Genomic DNA, 23,843 nt, shown 5'->3' with positions numbered 1-23,843 from the left:
CCTTTGATCACCATCAACATTCTGGCGTCCAGCAGCCACCGATACCGGTCTGACACAGAGCATTCACCCACTGTTACCGAGGGGGCCGCCGCATTGGCGCTCCTGTTGCAGTGCCCTTCTAAGCTTCCAGCTATCGAACTGCGAGGACCAAGCGATGACTGAAGCGACAAGCGTGACCCAGGGCCACCGGACTGCCGCGCGGCGCATTGCCGACATGCTGCAACTGCTGCAGGACAGCGTGGCGATCCAGCGGCGCATCGTGCGCGCAGGCGACTCGGTCTACCAGGTGGGGCAGCAGTTCGGCTGCCTCTACATCGTGAACTCGGGCTTCTTCAAGATGGTCAACCTCTCCGGCGAGGGGCGCGAGCAGGTGGTCGGTCTGCACTTCAAGGGCGACTGGCTGGGCCTCGACGGCATCGCGGCGGGCCGGTACGGCTGCGACGCGGTCGCGATGGACACCGGCGAGGTCTGGGCGGTTCGCTATGACGCGCTGCTGCAGGCGGCGGTTCGCACGCCAGCCTTGCTGACCGCGCTGCACGAGGCCATGAGCCGCGAGCTCGTGCGCGACCACGATTCGCTGCTCTCGCTGTGCACCTTGCCGGCCGACGCCCGCGTGGCCGGTTTCCTGCGCTTCTGGGCTGACGCGCTCGCGCAGCGCGGGCTGCGCACCGACCAGATCACCCTTCACATGACCCGCGCCGAGATCGGCAACTACCTGGGCATGACGCTGGAGTCGGTGAGCCGGGCCCTGTCGCGGCTGGCGCGGGGGGACGTGATCCGCTTCATCGAGAAGGGCCGGCGCGACATCCACATCCCGCAGGTCGAGGCGCTGACGAGCTTCATCCAGCGCATCGCCGTGCCGATGACGGCGGCGGCCCTTCATTGAGCGGCGCCCAGGACCTTCACCATCGCGCGTTCGAGTTCGACCCGCGTGTAGGGCTTGCGCAGCAGCTCCCAGTCCTGCGGCTCGTGGAACACTTTGCTGGAATAACCCGACATCAGCAGCACCGGCAGGCCTGGCCGCCGCGTGCGTGCCGCCTCCGCCAGTTCGGTGCCGCGCATGCCGGCGCCGAGCAGGATGTCGGTGAGCAGCAGCCCGATGTCCGAGTCTGATGCGAGCAAGCGCAACGCGTCTTCGGCGTTCGCGCAGGCGACGACCTCGCAGGCCATCGAAGTGAGAAACTTCTGCACCACGCTGCGGACCTCGGCGTCGTCCTCGACCAGCAGGACACGCAGTCCGGGCGGTACGCTGTCCAGAGTCGTGGCGTCGAACTCGTCGTCGGCAGCACCGTCCACTTCGACTTGGGGAAGATAGAGCGTTACCGTCGTGCCCGCGCCGGGCGCGCTGCTGAGACCGACGGCGCCGCGCGACTGCTTGGCGAAGCCGTAGACGGTCGAGAGACCCAGGCCGGTGCCGCGGCCGGCTTCCTTGGTCGTGAAGAAGGGCTCGAAGGCGCGCTCCTTCACGGCCTCGGGCATTCCCTCGCCGGTGTCCGAGATCGAGATTGCCACATAGCCGTCCTCCTCGGTCTGCTCTCGCTCGGCATCGAGACTGGCCGGTAGCGACGCAACGGCGCGGCAGGCAAAGGCCAGCGTGCCGCCTTGAGGCATCGCATCGCGTGCATTGATGGCGATGTTCAACAGCGCGGATTCGAGCTGCACCGGATCCGCCAGACACAGTACCTCCTTGGCATCGAGCGTGATGACGATGCGCTGGTCCAGCGTGCGGCGCAGCATGTCGGTCAGGGAATGCAGCAACGCGGAGGTGTCGACGATCGTGGGCTGAAGCACCTGGCGCCGCGAGAACGCGAGCAGCTTGCTCGTCAATTCGGCACCACGGCGTGTGGCGCGGGCGGCGGCGCCGACGAGTTGCTGGACGAAGGGATCGTCGGCGCACGCAGGAGCGTCCTCCAGCACCTGCAGATTGCCGGAGATGACGGTCAGCAGGTTGTTGAAGTCGTGCGCGACGCCGCCGGTGAGCTGGCCGACGGTCTCCAGCCGCTGTGCATGGTTGAGCGCCTCTTCGCTCTGCGCGCGCTGCAGGACGGTCGCGAGCAGGCTCGACAGCGAATCGAGGAATCGAAGTTCGTCGTCGCCGAAGCGTCTTGGCGTGCTCGAACGTACGGCCAGCACACCGATGGTTCGGCCACGATCCGACAGCGGCACGGCGAGCTCGCTTGGCAGGCCGCTTTCCATCGCGCGCGCCGCAGACTGGAACCGCTGCTCCCGGGCGTGGTCATCCACCAGAACCGCTTTGCCGTCGGCAACAACGCTGCCGGCAAGCGAGGTGGGCGAACTGGGAATCCGATCGCCGACGGCGAGTTCCTGCAAGGCGCCGGTGATGGCCGCGACCCGAAACTCGAGGCCGTTCGGCTCCAGCAGGAGAATCTCGGCCGTTTCGACCTGGAGCGCTTCGGCCGCGATCGCCGGCACGAGTTCCAGAAGTTCTTGCGGGTCGCGCGCATCGACTGCGAAGCGGCCGAACTGGGCGAGATGCTCGGCATAACGGGCTCTCTGCAAGGCCTGCTTGACGCGCGGATAAGTGCCCACGCTGCGAATCGCGGCCACGACATACGGCAGGCCGTGGTCCTGCAATGGGCTCAGCGCGATCTCGACCATCACCTCGCTGCCGTCGCGCCGCTTGGCGACCAGGTCCATCTGCATCCCCATCGGGCGCGTGCGCGGGTGGGCTGCATAGGCGCTGCGATAGGCCGCATGGCGTGGCCGGATCGCGTCGGGCACCAGTTCGTCGACCGAAAGTCCAACGAGTTCATCTGCCGAATAACCCAGCAAATCGAGCGCCGCCGGATTGGCCAGTCCGATCACGCCCTGAAGATCGACCAGCAGAAGCGCATCGGGATAGGCAGCAAAGAGCGAACGGAATACCGCCCCATCGTCGAATCCGGGAACGAGGGATGTCTGCTTCATCAACCCGCCTCGACCTTGGGAACCAGAATGTAGCCGGCGCCGCGAACCGATTTGATGATCTGTGGATTGTTCGGGTCGGCTTCCAGCTTTTTGCGCAGCCGCCCGATCTGGACATCGATGGTGCGGTCGAAGGGACCGCCGTCGCGGCCACGGGTTTGTTCGAGGAGGAAGTCCCGCGACAGTACGCGGCCCGGGTGCGTCGCGAGCGTGTGCAGCAGGTCGAATTCGCCCGTAGTCAGCGACACCTCGTTTCGACCCGGATCCAGCAGCCGCCGTGCCGCGGTGTCGAGCTCCCACTGCGCAAAGCGCAGCAGTGTCGCGGCGTCGTTGTTTGTTTTGCCCGGCCCGGCTTCGGCAGGCGCAAGCCGACGCAGCACGGCCTTGATGCGCGCGAGCAGTTCGCGCAGATCGAATGGCTTGGTCACGTAATCGTCGGCGCCGACCTCCAGGCCAACCACCTTGTCGACCGCGTCGCCGCGGCCGGTGACGATCACCAGCCCGCAGCGCCAGTGCTCTCGCAACTGGCGCGCGATGGCGAAACCGTCCTCGCCGGGCAGACCCAGGTCGAGCAGCACGAGCATGGGCGCATCGCGTTGCATCAACTCCATGAGCGCCGCACCGGAATGCAGCTGGCTGACGCGAAACCCATGCCCTTGCAGATAGGTTGCAAGAAGCGTTGTGATTTCGACTTCATCGTCGAGGACGGCGAGGTGGGTGGGAGCAGTCACCCAGGGATGTTATCCCTTGTGGCGGCGGCATCGCAACGCCACGCCTGGACACGCCGAGGGCGGGAAATGGCCCGGCGGCTGCGACTAGTGAGCCATCAAGGCTGGCACCGTCATCGACTCCAGCACTGTGCGGGTCGCCCCGCCCAGCACCAACTCGCGTGCGCGGCTGTGGCCGTAGCAGCCCATCACGATCATTTCGGCGCCGGTGTCCGCCGCCAGGGTCAGCAGCTCGTTGCCGGCATCGCGTTCCGTGAGCCAACGATGCTCGCGCACGTGCTCGACGCCGTGCAGGCGAAGGTAGTTCGGGACCTCCAATGGCGCCGACTGCGTGTAGTCGGCGTTTTGGTCGGCGCACACCAGGTGGACCTGCCGGGCGCCTCGCAGGAACGGCAGGGCGGCAGTGAGCGCGCGGGCGGATTCGCGCGTCGGCTTCCAGGCCACCAGCACGGTCTGCGGTGCGGCGGTTGCCTCGCCGGCGTATGGAATGACGAGCGCGGGCCGCCCGCTGTCGATGATCGCGCACTCAACGAAGTCGCCCGGCACATCGAGGCCCGTGGCATCGCCCGGATCGCGCTGCCCAAGTACCAGAAGGTCCGACGCCAGGGCGCGCCGCGCGAAACTGCAGATCACCGGATCGCCGTTCAACTCCAGCCACTCGCACTCGGGCGCTCCGGCATCCCGCGTTCGCTCGAACGTGGCCATGGCATGGGCACGGTGATCCGCATCGATGGCGGCGGCCGGTGGCACCAACGGAACGCCTCCCGCGAGGGGCAACAGGGGCGGGTAGCGTGGGGCTACTGCGAACAGCGCGGTCAACCTGGCCCGATAGGCACTTGCCAGTTGGTGCGCAAGGCGCAGCCGTGCCTCGGCTCGCGCCGTTCCGTCAAGGTGGACAAGAAGGGATTTGACGGGGTGCATGACGGTGCTCCTGCATGTTCATCCATCTTGCGCGGTAGCACGGCTGCAAGGCTTGCGTCAGCGCAAGTAATCGGTGGGTTGCAGCCGCTCGGATGCAGTGGTCCTCGCTGCATTCGTGCGATGTTCGGCACTGTTGACCTGCATCAAAACGCCCGAAACACCGCTGCGCGATCCTGAGCTGGTACCCGTGCTGCAACGGATTGGCGCAACCCCTGTCCTGGAGAACCGTATGCCCAATGAAACTTCCACCGTCTCCTCGCTTCGCGACGGTTACGTGCGGTCGGCCCTCGAATGGCAGGGCGCATTGACCGAGGCCTTGATGCAGGCTCAGCGCAGCCAGTTGCAGATGGTGTCCGCCTGGCTGACGTCACTGGGCGCATTCAACCAGGACTTGTGGGACCGATGGGTATGCCGCTTCGACGGCGGCGTGCCGCTCGACGGGGGTCAGCGATGAAGCCGGAGCTCGGCCGTGGCTTGGCACGCGGCACAGCGAATGGCGATGGGTTGCGCCAGCAGGCGCTCGCGCGCAATGGCCTCGCCGCAGTCCGCGCAGATGCCGTAGCGCCCATCTGACATGCGTTGCTCGGCCTGCTCGATGTCGCGCAGCCTGGCGCGGTCGATCTCGATCTCGGCGAAGCGCACGTCGCCGAGACGTTCGGCTTCGGCTTCGTCCGCGTGGCTCTGAACTTCATGGTCCTGAGGCTGCAGATCGATTTCGACATCGGCCGCGGTATCGCGGATTTCATCGAGGACGCTGTGTTTCATGGCCTGGAGTTGAGCGGCCAGTGCATTGAGGTCGGCTGAAGTCAGATGTTTCATGGGAATCTACAAGAAGATCGGGGAGTGCATTGATCGTCGCTGCCGTCGGTCTCGATCACCTTGACCTCCGTCAAACTGTGGGCGACATGTGTTCCAGCTGATGGCTGTGGATCGGCGCCGGGCAGGTACTGCATGGCGGTGCGGCGGGCCGATGTCGCGACGCTCAGGGCAACAGTACCGCAGCGCCCTGGAGCCGGCCTCTGCGCAGGTCGTCGAGCGCTTCGTTGGCCTGGGCCAGGCCATAGGTCGTGATGTGGATCTGCGGCGGGTGCGCTTGCACCTGGTCCAGGAATTCGCGGGCGTCGAGGCGCGTGAGATTGGCCACGGAGACGAGCTGCCGTTCTTCCCAGAGCAATCGGTAGGCAAAGGCGGGAATGTCGCTCATGTAGATGCCAGCGCAGACGACGCGGCCGCCTTTGCGCACCGCGCTCAGCGCGATCGGCACGAGTTCGCCCGCCGGCGCAAAGATGATCGCGGCGTCCAGCGGGACGGTGGGCATTTCGTCCAACCCCCCGGCCCATGCGGCGCCCAGCGAGCGCGCGAAGGCCTGGCCTGCGGCGTCGCCAGGCCGTGTGAAGGCATGGACCTGCCGGCCCTGGCCAGCGGCGACCTGCGCGATCAGGTGCGCAGCCGCGCCAAACCCGTAGAGGCCCAGGCGCCGTGCGCCTTCACCGGCCGCTTTCAGGCTGCGCCAGCCGATCAGGCCGGCGCACATCAGGGGCGCGATGCGGGCCGGCTCCTGCGTCAACATGCCGAGCGGCAGGCAGAAATCGGCCTCGGCGATGACGTGGCTCGCAAAGCCGCCGTCGCGGTGGTAGCCGGTGAAGCGCGGCGCATCGCACAGGTTTTCACTGCCACTGGCGCAGAAGGCGCAGTGGCCGCAGCTGTGGCCGAGCCAGGGCACGCCGACGCGGTCGCCGATGCGGTGCGCGAGGACGCCGGCACCGAGCGCTTCCACCTCGCCGACGATCTCATGTCCTGGCACGATCGGCATCACGGGCAGTGGCAGGTCGCCGTCGACCACGTGCAGGTCGGTGCGGCAGACCGCGCAGGCCAGCACGCGCAGGCGCAGCTCGCCGGCGGCCGGCTCCGGCAGTGGGCGCTGTTCCATCCGCAGCGCCTGGCCCGCAGCGCAGAGCACCATCGCCTGCATCGAAGCTAGACCTCGTCCGTCAAGCGCATGACGACTCGGCCCTCGATCCGGCCTTGGCGCATGCGATCGAAGACGGAGTTGATGTTGTCGAGCCGGTCTTCGCTGCACACCGTGCGCACCTTGCCTTCGCCGGCGAATTCCAGCGCCTCCTGCAGGTCCTTGCGGGTGCCGACGATCGAGCCGCGCACGGTCTTGGCATTGAGCACCATGTCGAAGATCGGCAGCGCGAAATCGCCCGGCGGCAGCCCCACCATCGACATGGTGCCGCGCTTGTGCAGCATGCCCAGCGCCTGCGCGAAGGCGCTGCGCGAGACGGCGGTCACCAGCACGCCGTGCGCGCCGCGCAGGGCTTTCTGCATCTCCTGCGCGGGATCCTGTTTCGCAGCATTGATCAGCATGTCGGCCCCGACCTCCTTGGCCAGTTGCAGCTTCTCGTCGTCGATGTCGACGGCGGCGACGTGGAAGCCCATCGCCTTGGCGTACTGCACCGCCAGGTGACCCAGGCCGCCGACACCGGAGATTGCCACCCAGTCGCCCGGTTTGCAATCCAGGACCTTGAGTCCCTTGTAGACCGTGACGCCCGCGCAGAGCACGGGCGCGATCTCGGTGAAGCCGACATTCGCCGGCAGGTGGCCCACGTAGCCCGGGTCGGCGAGCACGTATTCCGCGTAGCCGCCGTTGACGGTGTAGCCGGTCATCTGCTGGTGGTCGCACAGCGTCTCCCAGCCGGTGATGCAGTGTTCGCAATGGCCGCAGGCGGTATGCAGCCACGGCACGCCCACGCGGTCGCCTTCCTTGACGTGCTTCACGCCCGCGCCGACGGCCGCGACGTGGCCCACGCCCTCGTGGCCGGGGATGAAGGGCAGGGCGGGCTTGACTGGCCAGTCGCCTTCGGCTGCATGCAGGTCGGTATGGCAGACGCCGGAGGCGGCCACCTTGACCAGCACCTGCCCCGGGGGCACCTCGGGCACAGGCACTTCTTCGATCTTCAGGGGTTGTCCGAACGCGTGGACAACCGCGGCTTTCATCGTTCGCATGGCAAGCTCCAGGAGCAGAAAAAGGGGGATGTATGTTTGGTCGCTATGCGGCCACTCAGGGCATGTACTTGCCGCCGTTGATCGACAGCGTGATGCCACTGATGAAGCCGGCCTCGTCGGCGGCGAGAAAGACGACGCCGCGCGCGATCTCCGCCGGTGTCGCCAGCCGCCCCATTGGGACGGCCTTCAGGATCTGCGCCAGCGCGTCGGGCGGCACGGCACCGACCATGGCGGTGTCGGTGTAGCCCGGCGCGACGACATTGGCCGTGATGTTGCGGGACGCGCCCTCGAGCGCGAGCGACTTCGTGAAGCCGACAAGGCCCGCCTTGGTCGCGGCATAGTTGGTCTGCCCCGCCTGGCCCGACAGCCCGTTGACCGAGCTCATGTTGACGATGCGGCCGAAGCGGCGTTCCCGCATGCCCTCGATCACCGCCCGGCACATGTTGAAGCAACCGCCAAGATTGACGTCGAGCACCTCGCGCCACTGCTCGAACGCCATCTTGTGCAGCATCGCGTCGCGCGTGATGCCGGCATTGTTGATCAGCACCTCGATCGGTCCCAGGGCGGCCTCCACGCGGGCCACGCCCGCCTTGCAAGCCGCCGGGTCGGCCACATTCCACGCGAATGCGGGAATGCCGGTTCGTGCGGTGAACGCCTCCGCCGCCTGCGTGTTGGTGCCGTAGTTGGAGGCGACGCGGTAGCCTGCGGCCAAAAGGGCTTCGGCCACGGCGGCTCCGATGCCAGCGGTGCCGCCGGTGACCAGTGCGACGCGCATCCTCAGGCTTCAACGAGCAGGTTGTTGATCACGTTGGCGACGCCCGGCGCCGACCATGCGGCTCCCTGGGCGGCCTTGCGTTCGGCCCAGGAGTGGACCTTGCCGCTGAGCGTGACGTGGGCACCGTTGACCTCGATCTTGATCTGCTCGGCCTCGTGATCGGCCTGGCGCTCCAAAGCTTCGCGGATCTTCTTTTCGACGTCGGCCGGCGTGAACTTCGGCTTCACGACGACCCGGTTGCTGACGCCGGTGACGCCCAGCAAGCTGCGTACGGCACCTTCCGCGGCCCTGCGCTGGTACTCCCACTCGACCTCGCCGTCCAGCGTGACCCAGCCCTTTTCCACCATCGGATGAATCTTGTCGTCGGGCACGAGCACGTTCCACTCGATGGCGCGCTCCACCGCCATGGCGATGTCGGCGTCGGTGCGCTCGTAGTCGGTGTCGAGCTTGACCGGCATTTCGATCGCCAGCGCCTTCACGCCCTTGACGCGCTGCGCAGCGCGCTCGATGGCGTACTTCTCGGCGTGGCTCGAGGGATGGCCTGACAATGTGACCACGCCGTCCTTGACGATCACGCCGACGTTGGTGGCGGTGATCGCCGGATCCCAGGTCAGCTCGGCGACGATATCGCTTCTGAGTTGAGCATCGGATTTCATGAGCCTTCTTTCGTTCGTGGATGGAGGGCAGCCGTGTGGCGCCCTGGATTCAGGCTCGCAATGCCTGTGACATCACTTTAGGAAGCGCCTGGGGGTCGAGCGTTGCGCTGGATCAAGGGATTCGCACGGCGCGGGACTCAACGCGCCATGACATAGCTGCCCGGTGCGTTGCAGATGGGGGCGTAGCCGAGCTGCGCATGCCCCATGCGCGGCGGCTTGCGCCGCGGTCCGGAGCGATCCGCCAGCCATGCTCGCAACGCCGGCCACCAGGAGCCTTCGACCTGCTCGGCGCGCGCCGTGTACCCATCCGGCGGCACGTAGGGTGCATTCCTGGCGCGGTGGAGAATCCGATAGTGGCGGTGCGCGTGCCCGGGCTCGCTCAGGATGCCGGCGTTGTGGCCGCCGTCCGTGAGGACGAAGCTGATCTCGGTATCGCACAGCAGGTTCAGCTTGTAGACGGAGCGCCATGGCGCGACATGGTCGGTTCGTGTGCCGACGGCGAAGACCGGCACCTCGATGTCGCCCAGCGAGACCGGGTGTCCGTTCACCAGATACTGGCCACGCGCAAGCGCGTTCTCGAGGAACAGGCTGCGCAGGTAGTCGGCGTGCATCCGGTAGGGCATGCGCGTGCCGTCGGCGTTCCAGGCCATGAGATCGGTCATCGGCGCTCGCTCGCCGAGGAGGTAGTTCTGCACCATGGGCGACCAGATGAGGTCGACGGCGCGCAGCAAGTGGAGGGCGCCGGCCATCTGTCTCGAATCCAGATAGCCCTGGCGCGCCATCAGGTCTTCCATGAAGCTGAGCTGGCTCTCGTCGATGAAAAGGCTGAGTTCTCCCGGCTCGGTGAAGTCAGTCTGCGCCGCCAGCAACGTCACGGTGGCCAAGCGATCGTCTTGGTCGCGCGCCATGGCCGCCGCGCCGATGGCCAGCAGCGTGCCGCCCAGGCAGTAGCCCACCGCATGCACGCGCTGGCGGGGCACGATGGCGTTGATGGCATCGAGGCCCGCCATCAGGCCCTGCGCCAGGTAGTCATTGATGCCGAGGTCCCGATCTTTCGCATCCGGGTTCTTCCACGAGATCGCGAACACGGTGTGGCCCTGGTCGACCAGGTAGCGGATCAGCGAGTTGTGCGGCGACAGGTCGAGGATGTAGTACTTCATGATCCACGCGCTCATGACCAGCACCGGCTCGGCATGGACAGTGGCCGTCGTGGGTGCGTACTGGATCAGTTCCATCAGGTGGTTGCGCGAGACAACCTTGCCGGGCGTGGTCGCGACGTCGTGCCCCGGTACGAAGCGCTCGGCACCCTTTGGCGGCAGGTGCTGGAGACTTCGCTGCAGGTCTTCTGCCCAGTTGCGGGCGCCTTGCATCAAATTCAGTCCGCCGGTCGCAGCGGTTCTTTGCAGCACCAGCGGGTGGATGGCAGGCGAATTCGCCGGCGAGCACATGTTGTGCAATTGCCGCGCCGCGAAAGAAACGACCTGTTCGTGATGACGTTCGACGCCGGGCACCCCTTCGGTCAGCTCCCGCAGCCACTGCGCGCCTGCGCGGAACGCCTGCCGGTACAGGTTGAAAGGCCACGCATCCCATGAAGGGTCTGCGAGGCGGCGGTCGTCTTCGTGCGAATCCGGCGTCGGTGGTCCATGGGCAGACAATGGTTGGAAGGCCTGGGTCGCAGCCGCCATCGCCTGCGTCAGCGGGCGGATCATGAGCACTTGCGCGCTGCGCGCCGGCTGCGCCGCGAGGTGGATGGCCCAGTCCGACCAGGCCAGCATCAGCGCTGCGGGCGAGAGTCCCCTTGTGAGCTGGGCCAGTCCGGCGTGCAGCGTCCGATCCAGCGCGTCGACTCTGTCGTCCATCTCCATCCTCGAAGTGATTGCCGATGGCGTCGGAGTCTGAGTGCGCGAACGTGCGCCGCGTTTGATCGATGTCAAGGTACCGCAACATCGGACGTTCGAAGATGGTTGTGTTGCGTTGCGTTGGAATGGAAGATCCATGAATATCGGAACCATCCTCGTCCACCTGGACCACACGGAGCGGTGTGCCGCGCGCGTCGAGCTCGCCGCGCGCCTGGCCCGCGCGCACGGCAGCCATCTGGTCGGGCTCGTGCCGACGGGCCTTCGCGATGGCACTGCGCCGATGGATGCGGATCTGATGCGCGGCACCGAATTCATTGCGGCTGTCGCTGACGGCCTGCGCCTGCGTGCGGAAGCGACGGCCCATGTCTTCAGGGATCTGGTGCGCGGGCCAGGGTCGTTGCCGTACGACGTGCGGCTGGTCGACGGCGAGCCCGTGGATGCGACTGTTCGTCATGGCCACGCCAGCGATCTGCTCATCGTGGGGCAGGTCGACCACGCCAAGGTAGACCACAACAAGACCGCAGACATGGTGGCGCGTGATCTGCCCGAGCAGGTCGTCTTGCACTCAGGGCGGCCCGTGCTCATCGTTCCTTGCGCCGGTCATTTTCAGGAGGTGGGCAAGAACGTTCTCGTCGCCTGGGACGGCACGCGGGAGGCGGCCATGGCATTGCGCGACGCGCTACCGCTGTTTGCCGAATCGGCGCAGGTCACGCTGGTGTCGTTGCGCAAGGAAGGTGATGCGGAAGTGGCCGCCAAGCGCTGCATTCCAGAGACCATCGCCTGGCTTCGGCGGCACGGCGTTGAGGCGAAGGCCGAGCAGTACATGACCACCATCGGCTTCGCCGATACCCTTCTGTCGTGCGCATCAAGCATGAACATTGATCTGATGGTGATGGGCGCCTATGGGCACACCCGCCTGCGGGAACTCGTGCTCGGTGGTGTCACCCGCGAGATCCTTGCACGCATGAACGTGCCGGTCCTGATGGCGCATTGAAGCCCGCGGGGGCTGGAGTCGCTGGTGTGCCGTGATGTCACGGTCACTGGCGCCCCGACTGCTCAAGCATGTAGCAATGCAGCGGGAAAACCCGCAGCTCGCCGACCCCATCCGGCACATCGGCAGGCTCATCGAGCGGTTTGCGACATGGCATGGACATTGCCCTCGATCAACGTGGAGGACGCGGCCAACAGGCCGTGTTCGACCCGCGATCAACCCTTGAGGAGACCACCCCATGCAACTGAAACTCTTGACCGTTCTCGTGTCCGCCGCTCTGGCTGCCACGGCGTCCCACGCCGTCGTGACAGACAAGATGATCGATAACGAAGCCACCGCCACCGGCGATGTCTTGACCTGGGGCCTGAACACCCAGGGCCAGCGCTATTCGCCGCTCAAGCAGGTGAATGTCACCACCGTCGGCAAGCTCGCGCCGGTGTGGGCGTTCTCCTTCGGCGGCGAGAAGCAGCGCGGGCAGGAGTCCCAGCCGGTCCTGCACAACGGCAAGATGTTCGTCACCGCGTCGTACTCTCGCCTTTTCGCGCTCGATGCAACCACCGGCCAGAAGCTGTGGAAGTACGAGCACCGGTTGCCCGAAGGCATCATGCCCTGCTGCGATGTCGTCAACCGCGGTGCCGCGCTGTACGGCAACCTGGTGATCTTCGCCACGCTCGATGCGCAACTCGTGGCGCTCGACCAGGACACGGGCAACGTGGTCTGGAAGGAAAAGATCGACGACTACAAGGCCGGCTATTCGGCCACCGCCGCACCGATCATCGCCAACGGCTTGATCCTCACCGGTGTGTCCGGCGGCGAGTTCGGCGTGGTCGGCCGCGTCGAGGCCCGCAACGCCAAGACCGGACAGCTGGTCTGGACGCGCCCCACCGTCGAGGGTCACATGGGCTACGTCTACGACTCCGATGGCAACGCCAAGGAAAACGGCATCTCCGGCACCACCAACCAGAGCTGGCCGGGCGACCTGTGGAAGACCGGCGGCGCAGCCACCTGGCTTGGCGGCACCTACGACAGCAAGACCGGCCTCGCCTATTTCGGCACCGGCAACCCCGCGCCGTGGAACAGCCACCTGCGCCAGGGCGACAACCTGTTCTCCTGCGCCACCGTGGCCATCGACGTGAAGACCGGCCAGATCAAGTGGCACTACCAGGCCACGCCCAACGACAGCTGGGACTTCGACGGCGTGAACGAGTTCGTGACCTTCGACCTGGACGGCAAACGCGTGGGCGGCAAGGCGGATCGCAACGGCTTCTTCTACGTGAACGACGCGACCACCGGCAAGCTGATCAACGCATTTCCGTTCGTCAGGAAGATCACCTGGGCGAGCAGCATCGACTTGAAGACCGGCCGTCCCAACTTCATCGCCGACAACCGGCCTGGTGATCCGACCGCGAGCGCGGAAGGCAAGAAGGGCAGCCCGGTGTTCGCTGCGCCGGGCTTCCTCGGCGGCAAGAACCAGATGCCGATGGCTTACAGCCCCGACACGAAGATGTTCTACGTGCCCGCCAACGAATGGGGCATGGACATCTGGAACGAACCCGTTGCCTACAAGAAGGGCGCGGCCTACCTTGGCGCCGGCTTCACGATCAAGCCGCTCAACGACGACTACATCGGCGCGCTGCGCGCGGTCGACCCGAAGACCGGCAGGATCGTCTGGGAGGTGAAGAACGGCGCGCCGCTGTGGGGCGGTGTGCTGACCACCGGCGGCAACCTCGTGTTCTGGGGCACGCCCGAAGGCTATCTGAAGGCGGCCGATGCCAAGACCGGCAAGGTGGTGTGGCAGTTCCAGACCGGCTCCGGCGTGGTAGCGCCGCCGGTCACCTGGCAGCAGGGCGGCGAGCAGTACGTGAGCGTGGTCTCCGGCTGGGGCGGCGCCGTGCCCCTGTGGGGCGGTGAGGTGGCCAAGAAGGTGAACCTGCTCGAACAGGGCGGGATGGTATGGGTGTTCAAGATTCCCAAGACCACCAGTGCTGCGAGCGCGGCGAAGACCAACGTTGTCGGAGACTGAGATGAAAGACACGACGCGGCGCATCTTCATCACTCGAACCCTTGCAAGCGGCTGTGCCATGCTTGCATCCTCCGCCGTCACGCAAGCCGCACCGGCGCGCGTCGACGAGGCCGACGAGACGGCCCAGGCCCTCGGCTACAAGCACGACACCGCCAAGGTGGACAAGAAGCGCTTTCCCAAGCACAGCGCCACGCAGCGTTGCACGAACTGCTCCTTCTTCCAGGGCGGTGCCTCCGACGAATGGGGCGGCTGCGCGATGTTCGGGCGCAAGCAGATCGCAGGTCCCGGCTGGTGCAGCGCGTGGGCGCCCAAGCCCGGCTGAAAAACTTGTCGCGCGTTCCTGTTTTTCGTCCATGTTACGGGAACACGCCTGCATGTCATGAGACACGCCGTTGGCATCGGCGGCCACCCCATGGTTCGGTGGCGCGCCCGCCAAGGGGGGATGGGGGCGAGGTCGATCGGGGCGAGGTCGATCGGCGCGAAGACGCAGGCGACCAGCGCCTTCGCGGTGGCGTCCTGCTGGAGGATCGGCCGCCCCGGGAAGCTGCGCATCCCGTTCGCCGACGATCACCGGCGGCGGAAAGCGCAGCGGCTCGCGACGGTCGCCATCACCCGGGCCTCGCCGCACATCACTCCTGGCCGGGCCTCAGCCCCAGCCGTTCGACGATGCGCTGCTGCGCCGCGAAGGATTCGCGCATGCTGCGGCCATAGTCCGCGCTGCCCAGGTAGGCGATCTCCTGGTCGTACCTGGCCAGCTCCGCAATGTGCCGAGGGTCGAACAACGCCGTCTTGAACGCATCGTGCAGCGTGCGCAGCACGGAGGCCGGCAGGCCGCGCGGACCGGCCAGGCCGTAAGGCGACATCGCGACGATGCCGTGGCCCAGCTCGTCCAGGGTCGGCACGTTCGGCCAGCGCCGGGTGCGCGCCGCGCCGAAGGTCGCCAGCAAACGCAGGCGGCCCGAGTCGACATAGGGAGCGAAACCGTTGGAGTTGACGCCCGCCATCACCTGGTCCGAGGCCACCGCCACCATCTGCTCGGCGGTTCCCTTGTAGGGAACATGGATGTAGCTCAGACCGTGTCGCGCGAACAAGCCGTCCAGCACGACATGCGGTGTCGTGCCGATGCCGTTGGTGGCGATGCTCAGTTCGCCGGGGTGCGCGGCGGCATGGCCCAGCAGGTCGTCGACGCTGCGCAAGGCGCTCGCCGCAGGCACGACCAGTCCGAAGGTCACGCCGCTGATCTGCAGGATGGGCGTGGTGTCGCGGATAGGATCCCAGGCGACCTTCTGCGTGTGCGGCGCGCGGAACACCGGCTGCGGCATCTGCGCCAGGGTGTAGCCATCGGGCGGCGCCTGCTGCAGCACCGGCATCGCCAGCGTGCCGCCGGCGCCGCCGCGGTTTTCGATCAGGATCCTCTGACCCAGCTGTCGGCCGGCAAGGTCGGCCAGCAGGCGCAGCGTGACGTCAGTGGCACCGCCCGCCGGCCATGGCACCCACAGCGAGATGGGGCGCTGCGGAAACGAGGTATCGCTGCCGGGCTGGGCATGAACCCAGGGCGCGGCGCTCGCTGCCGCTGTGGCCGCTGCGGAGAACAGGACGCGACGTCGCGAGATCATGCCGCCCCCCGCTGCGCCAGGGTGCCGAAGCCGCGCTGCGGCTCGTAGCCCCGGCACGCCAGCGTGAAGCACAGCAGCAACGTGGCCAGGACGATCAGCGGCGCGATCCCGGGATCCTTGCCATAGAGCGCGAAGCGGATCCACTCGACGGCGTGCGTGAACGGGTTGAGCTGCGCTGCGCGCCACACCCACGTCGCGCCCGACTCTTCCAGCTTCCACAGCGGGTACAGCGCAGTCGACAGGAAGTACATCGGGAAGATGACGAAGTTCATCGCGCCGGCGAAGTTCTCGAGCTGTTGCACGTGCACCGACAGCAGCAACCCCAGCGACGCAAGCATCAGTGCGGCGGCGAGCGTGGCACCGAGCGCGTGCAGCAGCGACCGCGCCTCCATCGGCAGCGTCGTGCCCAGCAAGGCGGCCACAGCCACGAAGGCCAGCACCTGCACCAGGCTCAGCAGCGCGGCCGCGACCAGCTTGCACAGCAGCAGCCACCAGCGGGGCAGGGGCGCCGTGAGCAACAGTCGCATCAGACCCATCTCGCGGTCGTAGACCATCGCCAGCGACGACTGCATGCCATTGAACAGCAGCACCATGCCGACAAGCCCGGGAGCGATATACAGGTCGTAGGGAATGTAAGTGTCGTACGGCTCGACGATGGCGACTCCGAACACGTTGCGAAAGCCAGCTGCAAACACCGCCAGCCACAGCACCGGGCGCACCAGCGCCGAGACCAGCCGCGCCCTCTGCCGCGCGAACCTGATCAGCTCGCGCAGCACGATGGCGCGCATGGCTTGCAGCGCATGCGCGGCGCAAGCGCGTGCCGCGCGCGACTCAGTCATCGACGACCACCGTGTGCGGCACGCGGCCGACGGGCAGCGTCTTCAGCGCCTTGGCGCTGGTGGTGTCGACCACCGTCATGTCGTCCGACAGGCCATTGACCACGAACAGGCGCGAGCCGTCGCGGTTCAGTCCGAGACCCCAGGCACGCTTGCCGACGAGCACCAGCTGGTTCGTCTTGCGCGTGGCCGCGTCGACGAAGGCCACGTGGTTGGCGCGGCCGAGGCCCACGTACATCGTCTTGCCGTCGCGCGACAGCGTGAGCCCGACCGGTGTGATGTCGTCGGCGCGCATGCCTTTCACTTCGAAGGAGATGGTGGCCACCACCGCCAGGTCGCGGACCGAGATGACGCTGACACTGCTGCCGAGCTCGTTGCTGACCCACAGCTCGCTGCCGTCGGCCGAAAACGCGAAGCGCCGCGGGCGCTTGCCCACCGCGATATTCTTGACGATCTTCAGCGTGGCGGTGTCGACCACGTGCACCAGGTTCGCGACTTCCGAGCTCACGTAGACGCGCTTGCCGTCGGCGGCGACCTTGACGCCCTCGGGCTCCTTGCCGAGCGGCACGCTCGTGACCTGCTTCTTCGCGACAAGGTCGAAGACGTTGAGCGCGCCGTCCTCCTCGGCCGACACATAGGCGGTGCGGCCATCGGGCGACAGGTCGAAGACCTCGGGGTCGTCGCCGAGCGGCACGCTGCCGACCGAGCGGCGGCTCGCCAGGTCGATGATGTCGGCGCGGCCGGAATCGCTGCACGCGACCATCAGCTGCGTGTTGGCGCGAAGCCGCTGCATGTGGCGTGGGCGCTTGCAGGTCGGGATGGTGCCCACCACGGCGAGCGTCTTCAGTTCGACCATCGTGATCGCATGGTCCTTCTCGCTGGAGATGTAGGCAAGCCCGCTGTCCTTGGCATGGACGGTGGGGGCGCTCAGCATGGCCGCGAGCAGCAGCATCGGGAACAGGAAGAGGGGTTTCATGGCTTGATGCGCTGGCGGCTCAGCGGGTGGCATTGAGGAAGGCTGCCTCGAGCGTCGGCCCGCCGAGAGCCGCGGTGACTGCGGCCGGTGTTCCCTCGGCCAGCAACTCGCCACGGTGCAGCACCAGCACGCGGTCGGCGCCTTCGGCCTCGGACACCAAGTGGGTGGCCCACAGGACCGTCACGCCGCGCTCGCGCACCTCTTGGTGCAGGCCACCGATGAGGTCGCGGCGGGACTTCGGATCGAGGCCGACGGTGGCCTCGTCCATCAACAGGAGTTCGGGCCGGTGCAGCAGCGCGCGCACCAGTTCGACCTTGCGCCGGCTGCCGCCCGAGAGTTCTCGCACGCGCCGCCCCAGGTCGGCCACGAGGCCGAAGCGCGCCGCCTCGAAGGCGATGCGCTCGGCGGCCGCTGCGCGCGGCAGGCCCTGCAGGTCGGCGTGGAACTGCAGGTTGCGCGCGACGCTCAGGTCGAGGTCGAGCGACTGCTGCTGGAACACCACGCCGATGTGCGCCAGCGCGCGTCGCGCGTCGTTGCGCATCGACAGGCCTGCCACTTCCACATCGCCCGCATCGGCCGCGAACAGGCCTGTGAGCACCTGGAACAGCGTCGACTTGCCGGCCCCGTTGGGCCCGAGGATGACCGCGAAGCTGCCGCGTGCGATCGAGACGCTCAGCGCATTGAGCGCCACTCGCGCGCCGTAGCGCTGGGTGAGCTGGTGGACTTTCAGCATGGCGCGGCCTGCGAAGCCGAGAGCGCGCGCGAATTCTCGTCGCTGCGGTAGATCAGCCCGGCCTGCCTCGCCGCGCCCGGAACGAAGCGCAAGGGCTGCACCGGCATGCCGCATTGCCCGGCGTGCGCGCGCTCGGTGTCCGCATCGGCCAGCATCGCATCGATGCGCCCGCGGTGTTCGCTCTTCGGGCACACCGGGTCGGTGGCCGCGGCATCGCCCGTCACCAGGAAGGCCTGGCAGCGGCAGCCACCGAAGTCGTGGTCCTTTTCGTCGCAGTCGCCGCAGGTGCTGCTCATCCACGACTGGCCGCGGTAGCGGTTGAACGCGTCGCTCTCGTACCAGGCCTCGCGCACCGAGGTACGGCGCAGGTCGGGGAACGCGATGCCGGGCAGCATGCGCGCGCTGTGGCATGGCAGTGCGCTGCCGTCGGGCGCCACCACCATGAACAGCGAGCCCCAGCCGGCCATGCAGGGCTTGGGCTTGGCGTCGGCATAGTCGGGCGAGACCCACAGCACCTTCATGCGGCCGTCGAGGCGCTCGCGGTGCGCCATGACGACCGCCTCGGCGTCGCGCAGCTCGTCGACGGTCGGCATCAGGGCCGCGCGGTTCTGCCAGGCCCAGCCGTAGTACTGCGTGTTGGCGAGTTCGAGGTAGTCGGCGCCCATGCGCTCGGCCATGTCGATGATTCGGCTCACGTGCGGCAGGTTGAAACGGTGCATGACGCAGTTCAGCACCATCGGGTATCCCTGCGCCTTGATGATCGCGGCGACCTTCGACTTCAGTTCGAAGGTGCGGGTCGAGCTGATGAAGTCGTTGAGTTCGCGCGTCGAGTCCTGGAACGAGAGCTGGATGTGGTCGAGCCCGGCCGACTTCAGTGCCTTCGCGCGCGCCTCGGTGAGGCCGACGCCCGAGGTGATGAGGTTGGTATAGAAGCCGAGCTGGCGCGCATGTGCGACCAGCTCTTCGAGGTCGTCGCGCAGCAAGGGCTCGCCACCCGAGAAGCCGAGCTGCACGGCGCCAAGCGCACGCGCCTCGCCGAGCACGCGCTTCCAGATCGCGGTGTCCAGCTCGCTGTCATGCCGGGCGTAGTCAACCGGGTTGGAACAGAACACGCAATGCAGCGGGCAGCGGTAGGTCAGCTCCGCCAGCAGCCACATGGGAGGCCGGGTCGTGGTGCTGTTGGCGGCGGCTTGCATCGTCGCCTCTATTGCAGCCAGCCGCGCTGCCTGGCCTGGCTGAGAAACGCGCAGACGTCGTCGGCGAGCCCGGGCTGTCCGAACGCGAGTTCGAGCTCCGCCACGATCTGGTCCACCGAGCGGCAACCGTCGCAGCGCCGCAGGATCTCGGCGGCTGGCGTGTTGAGCCTGACCATGCCTTCCGGATAGAGCAGCACCCAGCTGTCCTGCGCCGGCTCGAACTGCAGCCGGAACATTGTCGCCACGTTGGGCCTGGCGTTCATGGCCGCGACTCCAGCGACAGGTCGTCGGGGTAGGCGCGCTCGATGGCGTCGAGCATCGACCACAGGATGTCCAGCTTGAACTGCAGGATGGCTATCGCGCGCTCCTGGCGCGCGCGCGTGCTGCACCAGCGCCGCGCCACTTCGAGCCCGTGCTCGACATCGCGCGTGGCGAGCGGGATGCGATGGCGAAAGTAGGCGAGGCCATCCGCTTCGATCCATGGGTACAGCGTCGGCCAGCCCGCCAGCCGGTCGGCGTGGATCTTCGGCGCGAACATCTCGGTCAACGACGAGATCGCCGCCTCTTCCCACGGCCTGCTGCGCGCGAAGTTCACATAGGCGTCGACGGCGAAGCGCACGCCTGCCTGGACATGGCGATGCGACCAGAGGTCTTCGCGGCGCAGGCCGACGGCCTCGCCGAGACGGCTCCAGGCCTCGATGCCGCCCGCATTGCCGCCGCCGAAGTCGCCGCGGCCATCGTGGTCGAGGATGCGTTCGATCCAGCGCCGGCGCTCCGCACGGTCGGCGCAGTTGGCCAGCACCGCCGCATCCTTCTGCGGAATGTTGACCTGATAGTAGAAGCGATTCGCCACCCATCCCCGAACCTGGAACGGCCGCAGTTCGCCACGGTTCAGGCGCTTGTTGAACGGGTGGTGGATGTGATAGTCCTTCTCGCAGTCGCGAAGCCTGGCCTCGAAGGCCGAAGCGCTCCACGGCTCCCGTGCGTCGCCCTGATCGGCGGCCGGCGGGGCGCTCTGAAACAGTTCGGTATTCACAGCGTGATCTCCATTCCGTCGTAGGACACCTCGATGCCGTGCGCCTCCAGCACGCGGCGCTGCGGGCTGCCTTCGTCGAGGATCGGGTTGCTGTTGTTGATGTGGATGAGCACCTTGCGTCGTGCGGTCGTGGCCCGCATCACGTCGACCATGCCGGTGCGCACGGCGCTGGCGCTCTGCGGCAGGTGACCCATCTCGGTGGCTGTCTTGCCGCTCAGGCCGGCACGCTGCATTTCGTCTTCTTCCCAGAAGGTGCCGTCGACCAACAGGCAGTCGGCGTCGCTCATCCAGCGCAGCTCCTGGTTGCCCACCTCGGCGAGGCCCGGCGAGTAGAACAGGCGCCTGCCATCGCGCCGGTCTTCGATCAGCAGTGCGATGTTGTCGCCGACCATCTGCTCGCGACGGTGCGGCGAATACGGCGGCGCCTTGCCCGGGATGGCCAGCGCAGTGAAGCGCAGCGAGGCGAAGCCCTCAATCTCGAACTCGGCGCTCACCCGGTCGCCCGCCACCGGCAGCATGTGCCAGCGCGTGCCGCAATAGTGCTGGAGCACGTTCAACAGCGGCAGGCCGGTGGTGAGGTCTTCGAACACGCAGGGCGTGGCATAGAGGTCGATGCAAGGGCCTTCGCGCAGACCCAGCAGACCGGTGACGTGGTCGATCTGGGCGTCCATCAGCACCACCGCCTTGATCGGCGTGTCGCGCAACCCCTGCCGCGGGTGGAGCTGCGGATGGCTGCGAATCTGCTGGCCGATGTCGGGCGACGCGTTGAGCAGGACCCACGAGTCGCCGTCGGCCGACACGGCGATGGAGCTCTGCGTTCGCGCACGCGCGCTCAGCTCGCCTTGCCGCTGGCCGGCGCACAAGCGGCAGTTGCAGTTCCATTGCGGGAAGCCGCCGCCGGCGCCCGAGCCGAGCACGAGAATTTTCATGGGAAGGTGTCTGGTGTGACCGGCGGCGGCGCATCGCATGCGAGGCGCCGCCGCCTGAGTCGAGCGGGTCAGCGGTTCGAGATGTACATCGTGATTTCGAAACCGAAGCGCATGTCTTCGAATGCGGGTTGCGACCATTGCATGAGAGTCTCCTTGGGGTTGCCATCCAAAGTCCGGGCAGGATTGCCGTGAGGACACACGCCGTTCCGCAAGACGCATGCCTGTGGCACGCCGGCCCAAAAAACTGGTGCTTGCCCCTAGGCGCAGGCGTGCGCGGCCGGCTCTGCGCGACATCGAAGGGCAAGCAAGGGGAATGCTGTGTTGCGACTGCTCCATCCGGGGACAGTGGCGCGCAGCGATGGCACAGGGATTTCCCGTGCCCGGGTGTTCATCCGCCCTTGCCCCAGCGCAGCTTGCGATAGATGGTGTTGCGGCTGATGCCCAGTCGCTTCGACGCAATGGAGATGTTGCCGTTCGCCGCCGCAAGGGCCGCGCGAATCATCTCGATCTCGGCTTCTCCGAGCGTGAGTGACGACGTGCCGTCGTAGGCGGTCTCGGCCGGCGGGGCGACGACGGTCGGCTCGGCGGGTCGGTCCACGGACGCCGGCGCGGGCACGTCAAGCGGCATGCTCGCCGCCGGGGTTGTGATGGCCGGGGCGGCTGCGGGAATGGACGAGCGAACCCGCTGCACGTCCTCGAGGAAGTCGTCCGACAGATGATGCTCGGTGATCTGCGGCGCGCCGGCCGCCATCACGGCGGCCGTGCGCAGCACGTTCGCGAGCTGGCGGATGTTGCCGGGCCATGCGTAGCGGCTGAACAGCGCCGACACGTGCGGGCTGATCTCCGGCGTGCCATGCGGGCACTCGGTCAGCAGGATGCGGCGTGCCACGACGCCGAGATCGCTGCGCTCGCGCAGCGCCGGCAGGCGCACGACCAGCCCGTTCAAGCGGTAGTACAGGTCTTCGCGGAACGTGCCGGCCTCGATCATCTCGCGCAAGTTGCGGTGGGTCGCCCCGATCACGGCGATGTCCACCGGAATCGACTTCTGGCTGCCCAGCGGCATCACGCAGCGCTCCTGGAGAACGCGCAGCAGCCGCGCCTGCAGGGCGAGCGGCATGTCGCCGATCTCGTCGAGGAACAGTGTGCCGCCGTTGGCTTGCACGATGCGCCCGCATGCGCCCTTGCGGCGCGCGCCGGTGAACGCGCCGTCTTCATAGCCGAACAGCTCGGCCTCGATCAGGGACTCGGGGATGGAGGCGCAGTTCACGGCCACGAAGGCCTGCCTGGAACGGTTCGAGTCCTGGTGCACCGCGCGCGCGAGCAACTCCTTGCCGGTGCCGGTTTCCCCGAGGATCAGGAGCGGGATGTCGCGGTTCAGGACGCGCTGCACCTTCTGCACCATCGCCTCGATCCGCATATCGCCGGTCTTCAGGTAGTGCAGGCCCGAGAAAGCGCTCGGTGGCGCGGCCGCGGCGTCGGCCGGATGGCGCGGCGGGTTCGCGTCGACCGGCACGGCTTCGCGGGCCGTGACGGCCTGCGATGCCGGTTCGTCGCCGCCCAGGCCGGCCATCATCGAGCGCGGCGTGCCGTTGAAGCGGGCCTTGACATAGAACTGCCGCCCATTCGAAAGGCTCAGGCACATCGGCGTCGACAGCGGTGCCCGGAGATGGTCGAACATGGCCGGGACGGTGGTGCCGAACAGGCTGGTCAGGCTCTGCATTCGCAGCGCCGCGCTGCTCATGTCGAGCTGGTCCAGCGCGCTGCGATTGGCGCCGAGGATCTTGCCATCGGCGCCGACGACGATGATGCCTTCGAGCAAGGTGCCGATGAATTCGACGCGGCTGTGCAGGTGCAGCCGAAGCCGGTTGCCGAAGTCGTCCGACAACCACTGGTTCTCGATCATGCGCGCCGACATGCGCACCAGCCCCATGGTGTGCTGGTGATACGAACGCTGGTCGCCGGTGACGTCGAGCACGCCGAGCATATTGCCGCGCGGATCGAAGATCGGGGCCGCCGAACAGGTGAGGAAGCTGTTCGCATGGATGAAGTGCTCGCCGCCGTGAACGACCGTGGGCGACTCCTCGAACAGCGCCGTGCCGATGGCGTTGGTGCCTTTCGAATGCTCGGCCCAGCTGACGCCCGGCGACAGTGCCACTTTGCCGGCGCGTTCGAGAAACTTGTCGTCCCCGACCGAGTGCAGGATTGTTCCCTGGGCATCGGCCAGCACGATCATGCTCTCGGTGTTGACGATCTGCTCGAACAGCATCTCCATCACCGGCGCCGCGTGCGTGAACAGGCGCTGGTTGCGCTCCCGCGCCACGCTGAGGTCGCTGCGCATCAGGGGTTCGAAGTCGGGGCGCTCGATGCGGGTCAACCCTAGCGCGGCGCAGCGCTGATGCGACTGCTCGATCAGTTCCGTGCGCCCGGCCTGCCGCACGAAAGGCAATGCCGACGGCGTCGTCCAGGTCTTGGCGTTCGTGACCAAGGCGCGATGGGTTGCGGACATCTTTGTGTCTCCTCTGCGCCTGCCGAGGCAGGATGTCTCCGTCGAATAACCGCGCGCCGGGCCGTTGACACCAGCTGCGTGGCACTGCTGCGTTTTGGCACAGCTCTCCGGGTCTGTTGCAAAGCAGG

General features: G+C 67.2%; 24 protein-coding genes. 5 read left to right on the top strand and 19 right to left on the bottom strand.

The genetic code is table 11. The features are described from left to right. Positions 1–154 precede the first annotated feature (154 nt). Positions 155–886, top strand: coding sequence for a Crp/Fnr family transcriptional regulator (locus tag ACSQ9I_RS35595; protein WP_436316666.1), 732 nt, complete (start codon positions 155–157; stop codon positions 884–886). Here ACSQ9I_RS35595 and ACSQ9I_RS35590 read toward each other — a convergent pair. From ACSQ9I_RS35590 to ACSQ9I_RS35580, 3 genes are all read right to left on the bottom strand, one after another. Beyond that, positions 880–2,928, bottom strand: coding sequence for a PAS domain S-box protein (locus ACSQ9I_RS35590; RefSeq protein ID WP_436316665.1), 2,049 nt, complete (start codon positions 2,926–2,928; stop codon positions 880–882). The two genes, ACSQ9I_RS35595 and ACSQ9I_RS35590, sit on opposite strands and share 7 nt — an antisense overlap. Continuing rightward, positions 2,928–3,656, bottom strand: coding sequence for a winged helix-turn-helix domain-containing protein (locus ACSQ9I_RS35585; protein ID WP_436316664.1), 729 nt, complete (start codon positions 3,654–3,656; stop codon positions 2,928–2,930). The genes ACSQ9I_RS35590 and ACSQ9I_RS35585 overlap by 1 nt, the downstream gene beginning before the upstream one ends. Positions 3,657–3,740: 84 nt before the next feature. Then, entirely contained in the window at positions 3,741–4,574 is an 834-nt protein-coding gene (locus ACSQ9I_RS35580; RefSeq protein WP_436316663.1) for a universal stress protein, read from the bottom strand. A 133-nt stretch (positions 4,575–4,707) separates the two neighbouring features. Here ACSQ9I_RS35580 and ACSQ9I_RS35575 point away from each other — a divergent pair, with 133 nt between their 5' ends. Beyond that, positions 4,708–5,028 carry a hypothetical protein gene (locus ACSQ9I_RS35575; RefSeq protein ID WP_436316662.1) on the top strand — a complete coding sequence of 107 codons (321 nt, stop codon included), beginning with the start codon at positions 4,708–4,710 and terminating at the stop codon, positions 5,026–5,028. Here ACSQ9I_RS35575 and ACSQ9I_RS35570 read toward each other — a convergent pair. The 6 genes from ACSQ9I_RS35570 to ACSQ9I_RS35545 form a co-directional block, all read right to left on the bottom strand. After that, complete coding sequence (locus ACSQ9I_RS35570; protein WP_436316661.1) at positions 5,019–5,393, bottom strand: TraR/DksA family transcriptional regulator; 375 nt, start codon at positions 5,391–5,393, stop codon at positions 5,019–5,021. The two genes, ACSQ9I_RS35575 and ACSQ9I_RS35570, sit on opposite strands and share 10 nt — an antisense overlap. A gap of 163 nt (positions 5,394–5,556) precedes the next feature. Next, a complete protein-coding gene (locus ACSQ9I_RS35565; RefSeq protein ID WP_436316660.1) occupies positions 5,557–6,546 on the bottom strand; it encodes a zinc-dependent alcohol dehydrogenase family protein in 990 nt (329 codons plus the stop codon). Positions 6,547–6,551: 5 nt separating this feature from the next. Next, the gene (gene adhP / locus ACSQ9I_RS35560) at positions 6,552–7,583 is read right to left on the bottom strand and encodes an alcohol dehydrogenase AdhP (RefSeq protein ID WP_093110199.1); all 1,032 of its coding nucleotides are present in this window, start codon (positions 7,581–7,583) and stop codon (positions 6,552–6,554) included. A gap of 55 nt (positions 7,584–7,638) precedes the next feature. After that, the gene (phbB, locus tag ACSQ9I_RS35555; protein ID WP_436307702.1) at positions 7,639–8,358 is read right to left on the bottom strand and encodes an acetoacetyl-CoA reductase; all 720 of its coding nucleotides are present in this window, start codon (positions 8,356–8,358) and stop codon (positions 7,639–7,641) included. A gap of 2 nt (positions 8,359–8,360) precedes the next feature. Continuing rightward, positions 8,361–9,014, bottom strand: coding sequence for a BON domain-containing protein (locus ACSQ9I_RS35550; RefSeq protein WP_436316659.1), 654 nt, complete (start codon positions 9,012–9,014; stop codon positions 8,361–8,363). Between the two features lie 137 nt (positions 9,015–9,151). Further along, the gene (locus ACSQ9I_RS35545) at positions 9,152–10,873 is read right to left on the bottom strand and encodes a PHA/PHB synthase family protein (RefSeq protein WP_436316658.1); all 1,722 of its coding nucleotides are present in this window, start codon (positions 10,871–10,873) and stop codon (positions 9,152–9,154) included. Between the two features lie 136 nt (positions 10,874–11,009). Here ACSQ9I_RS35545 and ACSQ9I_RS35540 point away from each other — a divergent pair, with 136 nt between their 5' ends. The 3 genes from ACSQ9I_RS35540 to ACSQ9I_RS35530 all read left to right on the top strand — a co-directional run bounded on the left by ACSQ9I_RS35540 (position 11,010) and on the right by ACSQ9I_RS35530 (position 14,209). Further along, on the top strand, positions 11,010–11,867 hold the full coding sequence (locus ACSQ9I_RS35540; protein ID WP_436316657.1) for a universal stress protein: 858 nt from the start codon (positions 11,010–11,012) through the stop codon (positions 11,865–11,867). Between the two features lie 235 nt (positions 11,868–12,102). Continuing rightward, positions 12,103–13,887, top strand: a complete 1,785-nt coding sequence (locus tag ACSQ9I_RS35535; protein WP_436316656.1) for a PQQ-dependent methanol/ethanol family dehydrogenase — start codon at positions 12,103–12,105, stop codon at positions 13,885–13,887. Position 13,888: 1 nt separating this feature from the next. Further along, positions 13,889–14,209, top strand: a complete 321-nt coding sequence (locus ACSQ9I_RS35530; RefSeq protein WP_093110193.1) for a high-potential iron-sulfur protein — start codon at positions 13,889–13,891, stop codon at positions 14,207–14,209. Between the two features lie 307 nt (positions 14,210–14,516). Here ACSQ9I_RS35530 and ACSQ9I_RS35525 read toward each other — a convergent pair whose 3' ends face one another. From ACSQ9I_RS35525 to ACSQ9I_RS35480, 10 genes are all read right to left on the bottom strand, one after another. Next, entirely contained in the window at positions 14,517–15,503 is a 987-nt protein-coding gene (locus tag ACSQ9I_RS35525; protein WP_436316655.1) for a tripartite tricarboxylate transporter substrate binding protein, read from the bottom strand. Next, positions 15,500–16,342: an ABC transporter permease gene (locus tag ACSQ9I_RS35520; RefSeq protein WP_436316654.1), complete on the bottom strand. Its 843-nt coding sequence runs from the start codon at positions 16,340–16,342 to the stop codon at positions 15,500–15,502. Before ACSQ9I_RS35520 ends, ACSQ9I_RS35525 begins: the two co-directional genes overlap by 4 nt. Next, entirely contained in the window at positions 16,335–17,315 is a 981-nt protein-coding gene (locus ACSQ9I_RS35515) for a PQQ-dependent catabolism-associated beta-propeller protein (protein WP_436316653.1), read from the bottom strand. The genes ACSQ9I_RS35520 and ACSQ9I_RS35515 overlap by 8 nt, the downstream gene beginning before the upstream one ends. Before the next feature lie 19 nt (positions 17,316–17,334). Further along, a complete protein-coding gene (locus ACSQ9I_RS35510; protein WP_436316652.1) occupies positions 17,335–18,048 on the bottom strand; it encodes an ATP-binding cassette domain-containing protein in 714 nt (237 codons plus the stop codon). Beyond that, complete coding sequence (gene pqqE / locus ACSQ9I_RS35505) at positions 18,042–19,244, bottom strand: pyrroloquinoline quinone biosynthesis protein PqqE (RefSeq protein WP_436316651.1); 1,203 nt, start codon at positions 19,242–19,244, stop codon at positions 18,042–18,044. Before pqqE ends, ACSQ9I_RS35510 begins: the two co-directional genes overlap by 7 nt. A gap of 8 nt (positions 19,245–19,252) precedes the next feature. Further along, the gene (gene pqqD, locus ACSQ9I_RS35500; RefSeq protein ID WP_436307712.1) at positions 19,253–19,507 is read right to left on the bottom strand and encodes a pyrroloquinoline quinone biosynthesis peptide chaperone PqqD; all 255 of its coding nucleotides are present in this window, start codon (positions 19,505–19,507) and stop codon (positions 19,253–19,255) included. Continuing rightward, positions 19,504–20,280, bottom strand: coding sequence for a pyrroloquinoline-quinone synthase PqqC (gene pqqC / locus ACSQ9I_RS35495; RefSeq protein ID WP_436316650.1), 777 nt, complete (start codon positions 20,278–20,280; stop codon positions 19,504–19,506). The genes pqqD and pqqC overlap by 4 nt, the downstream gene beginning before the upstream one ends. Beyond that, positions 20,277–21,209, bottom strand: coding sequence for a pyrroloquinoline quinone biosynthesis protein PqqB (pqqB, locus tag ACSQ9I_RS35490; RefSeq protein ID WP_436316649.1), 933 nt, complete (start codon positions 21,207–21,209; stop codon positions 20,277–20,279). Before pqqB ends, pqqC begins: the two co-directional genes overlap by 4 nt. A 68-nt stretch (positions 21,210–21,277) precedes the next feature. Then, positions 21,278–21,352 (bottom strand): pyrroloquinoline quinone precursor peptide PqqA, encoded by a 75-nt coding sequence (pqqA, locus tag ACSQ9I_RS35485; protein WP_139191749.1) that lies wholly within the window; start codon positions 21,350–21,352, stop codon positions 21,278–21,280. A gap of 245 nt (positions 21,353–21,597) precedes the next feature. Continuing rightward, positions 21,598–23,715 carry a sigma-54-dependent Fis family transcriptional regulator gene (locus tag ACSQ9I_RS35480; protein ID WP_436316648.1) on the bottom strand — a complete coding sequence of 706 codons (2,118 nt, stop codon included), beginning with the start codon at positions 23,713–23,715 and terminating at the stop codon, positions 21,598–21,600. Between the last annotated feature and the right edge of the window lie 128 nt (positions 23,716–23,843).

Source organism: Variovorax sp. LjRoot84 (assembly GCF_964254305.1).
Classification (GTDB): Bacteria; Pseudomonadota; Gammaproteobacteria; order Burkholderiales; family Burkholderiaceae_C; genus Variovorax.
This window is presented reverse-complemented; position numbering and strand designations above follow the sequence as displayed.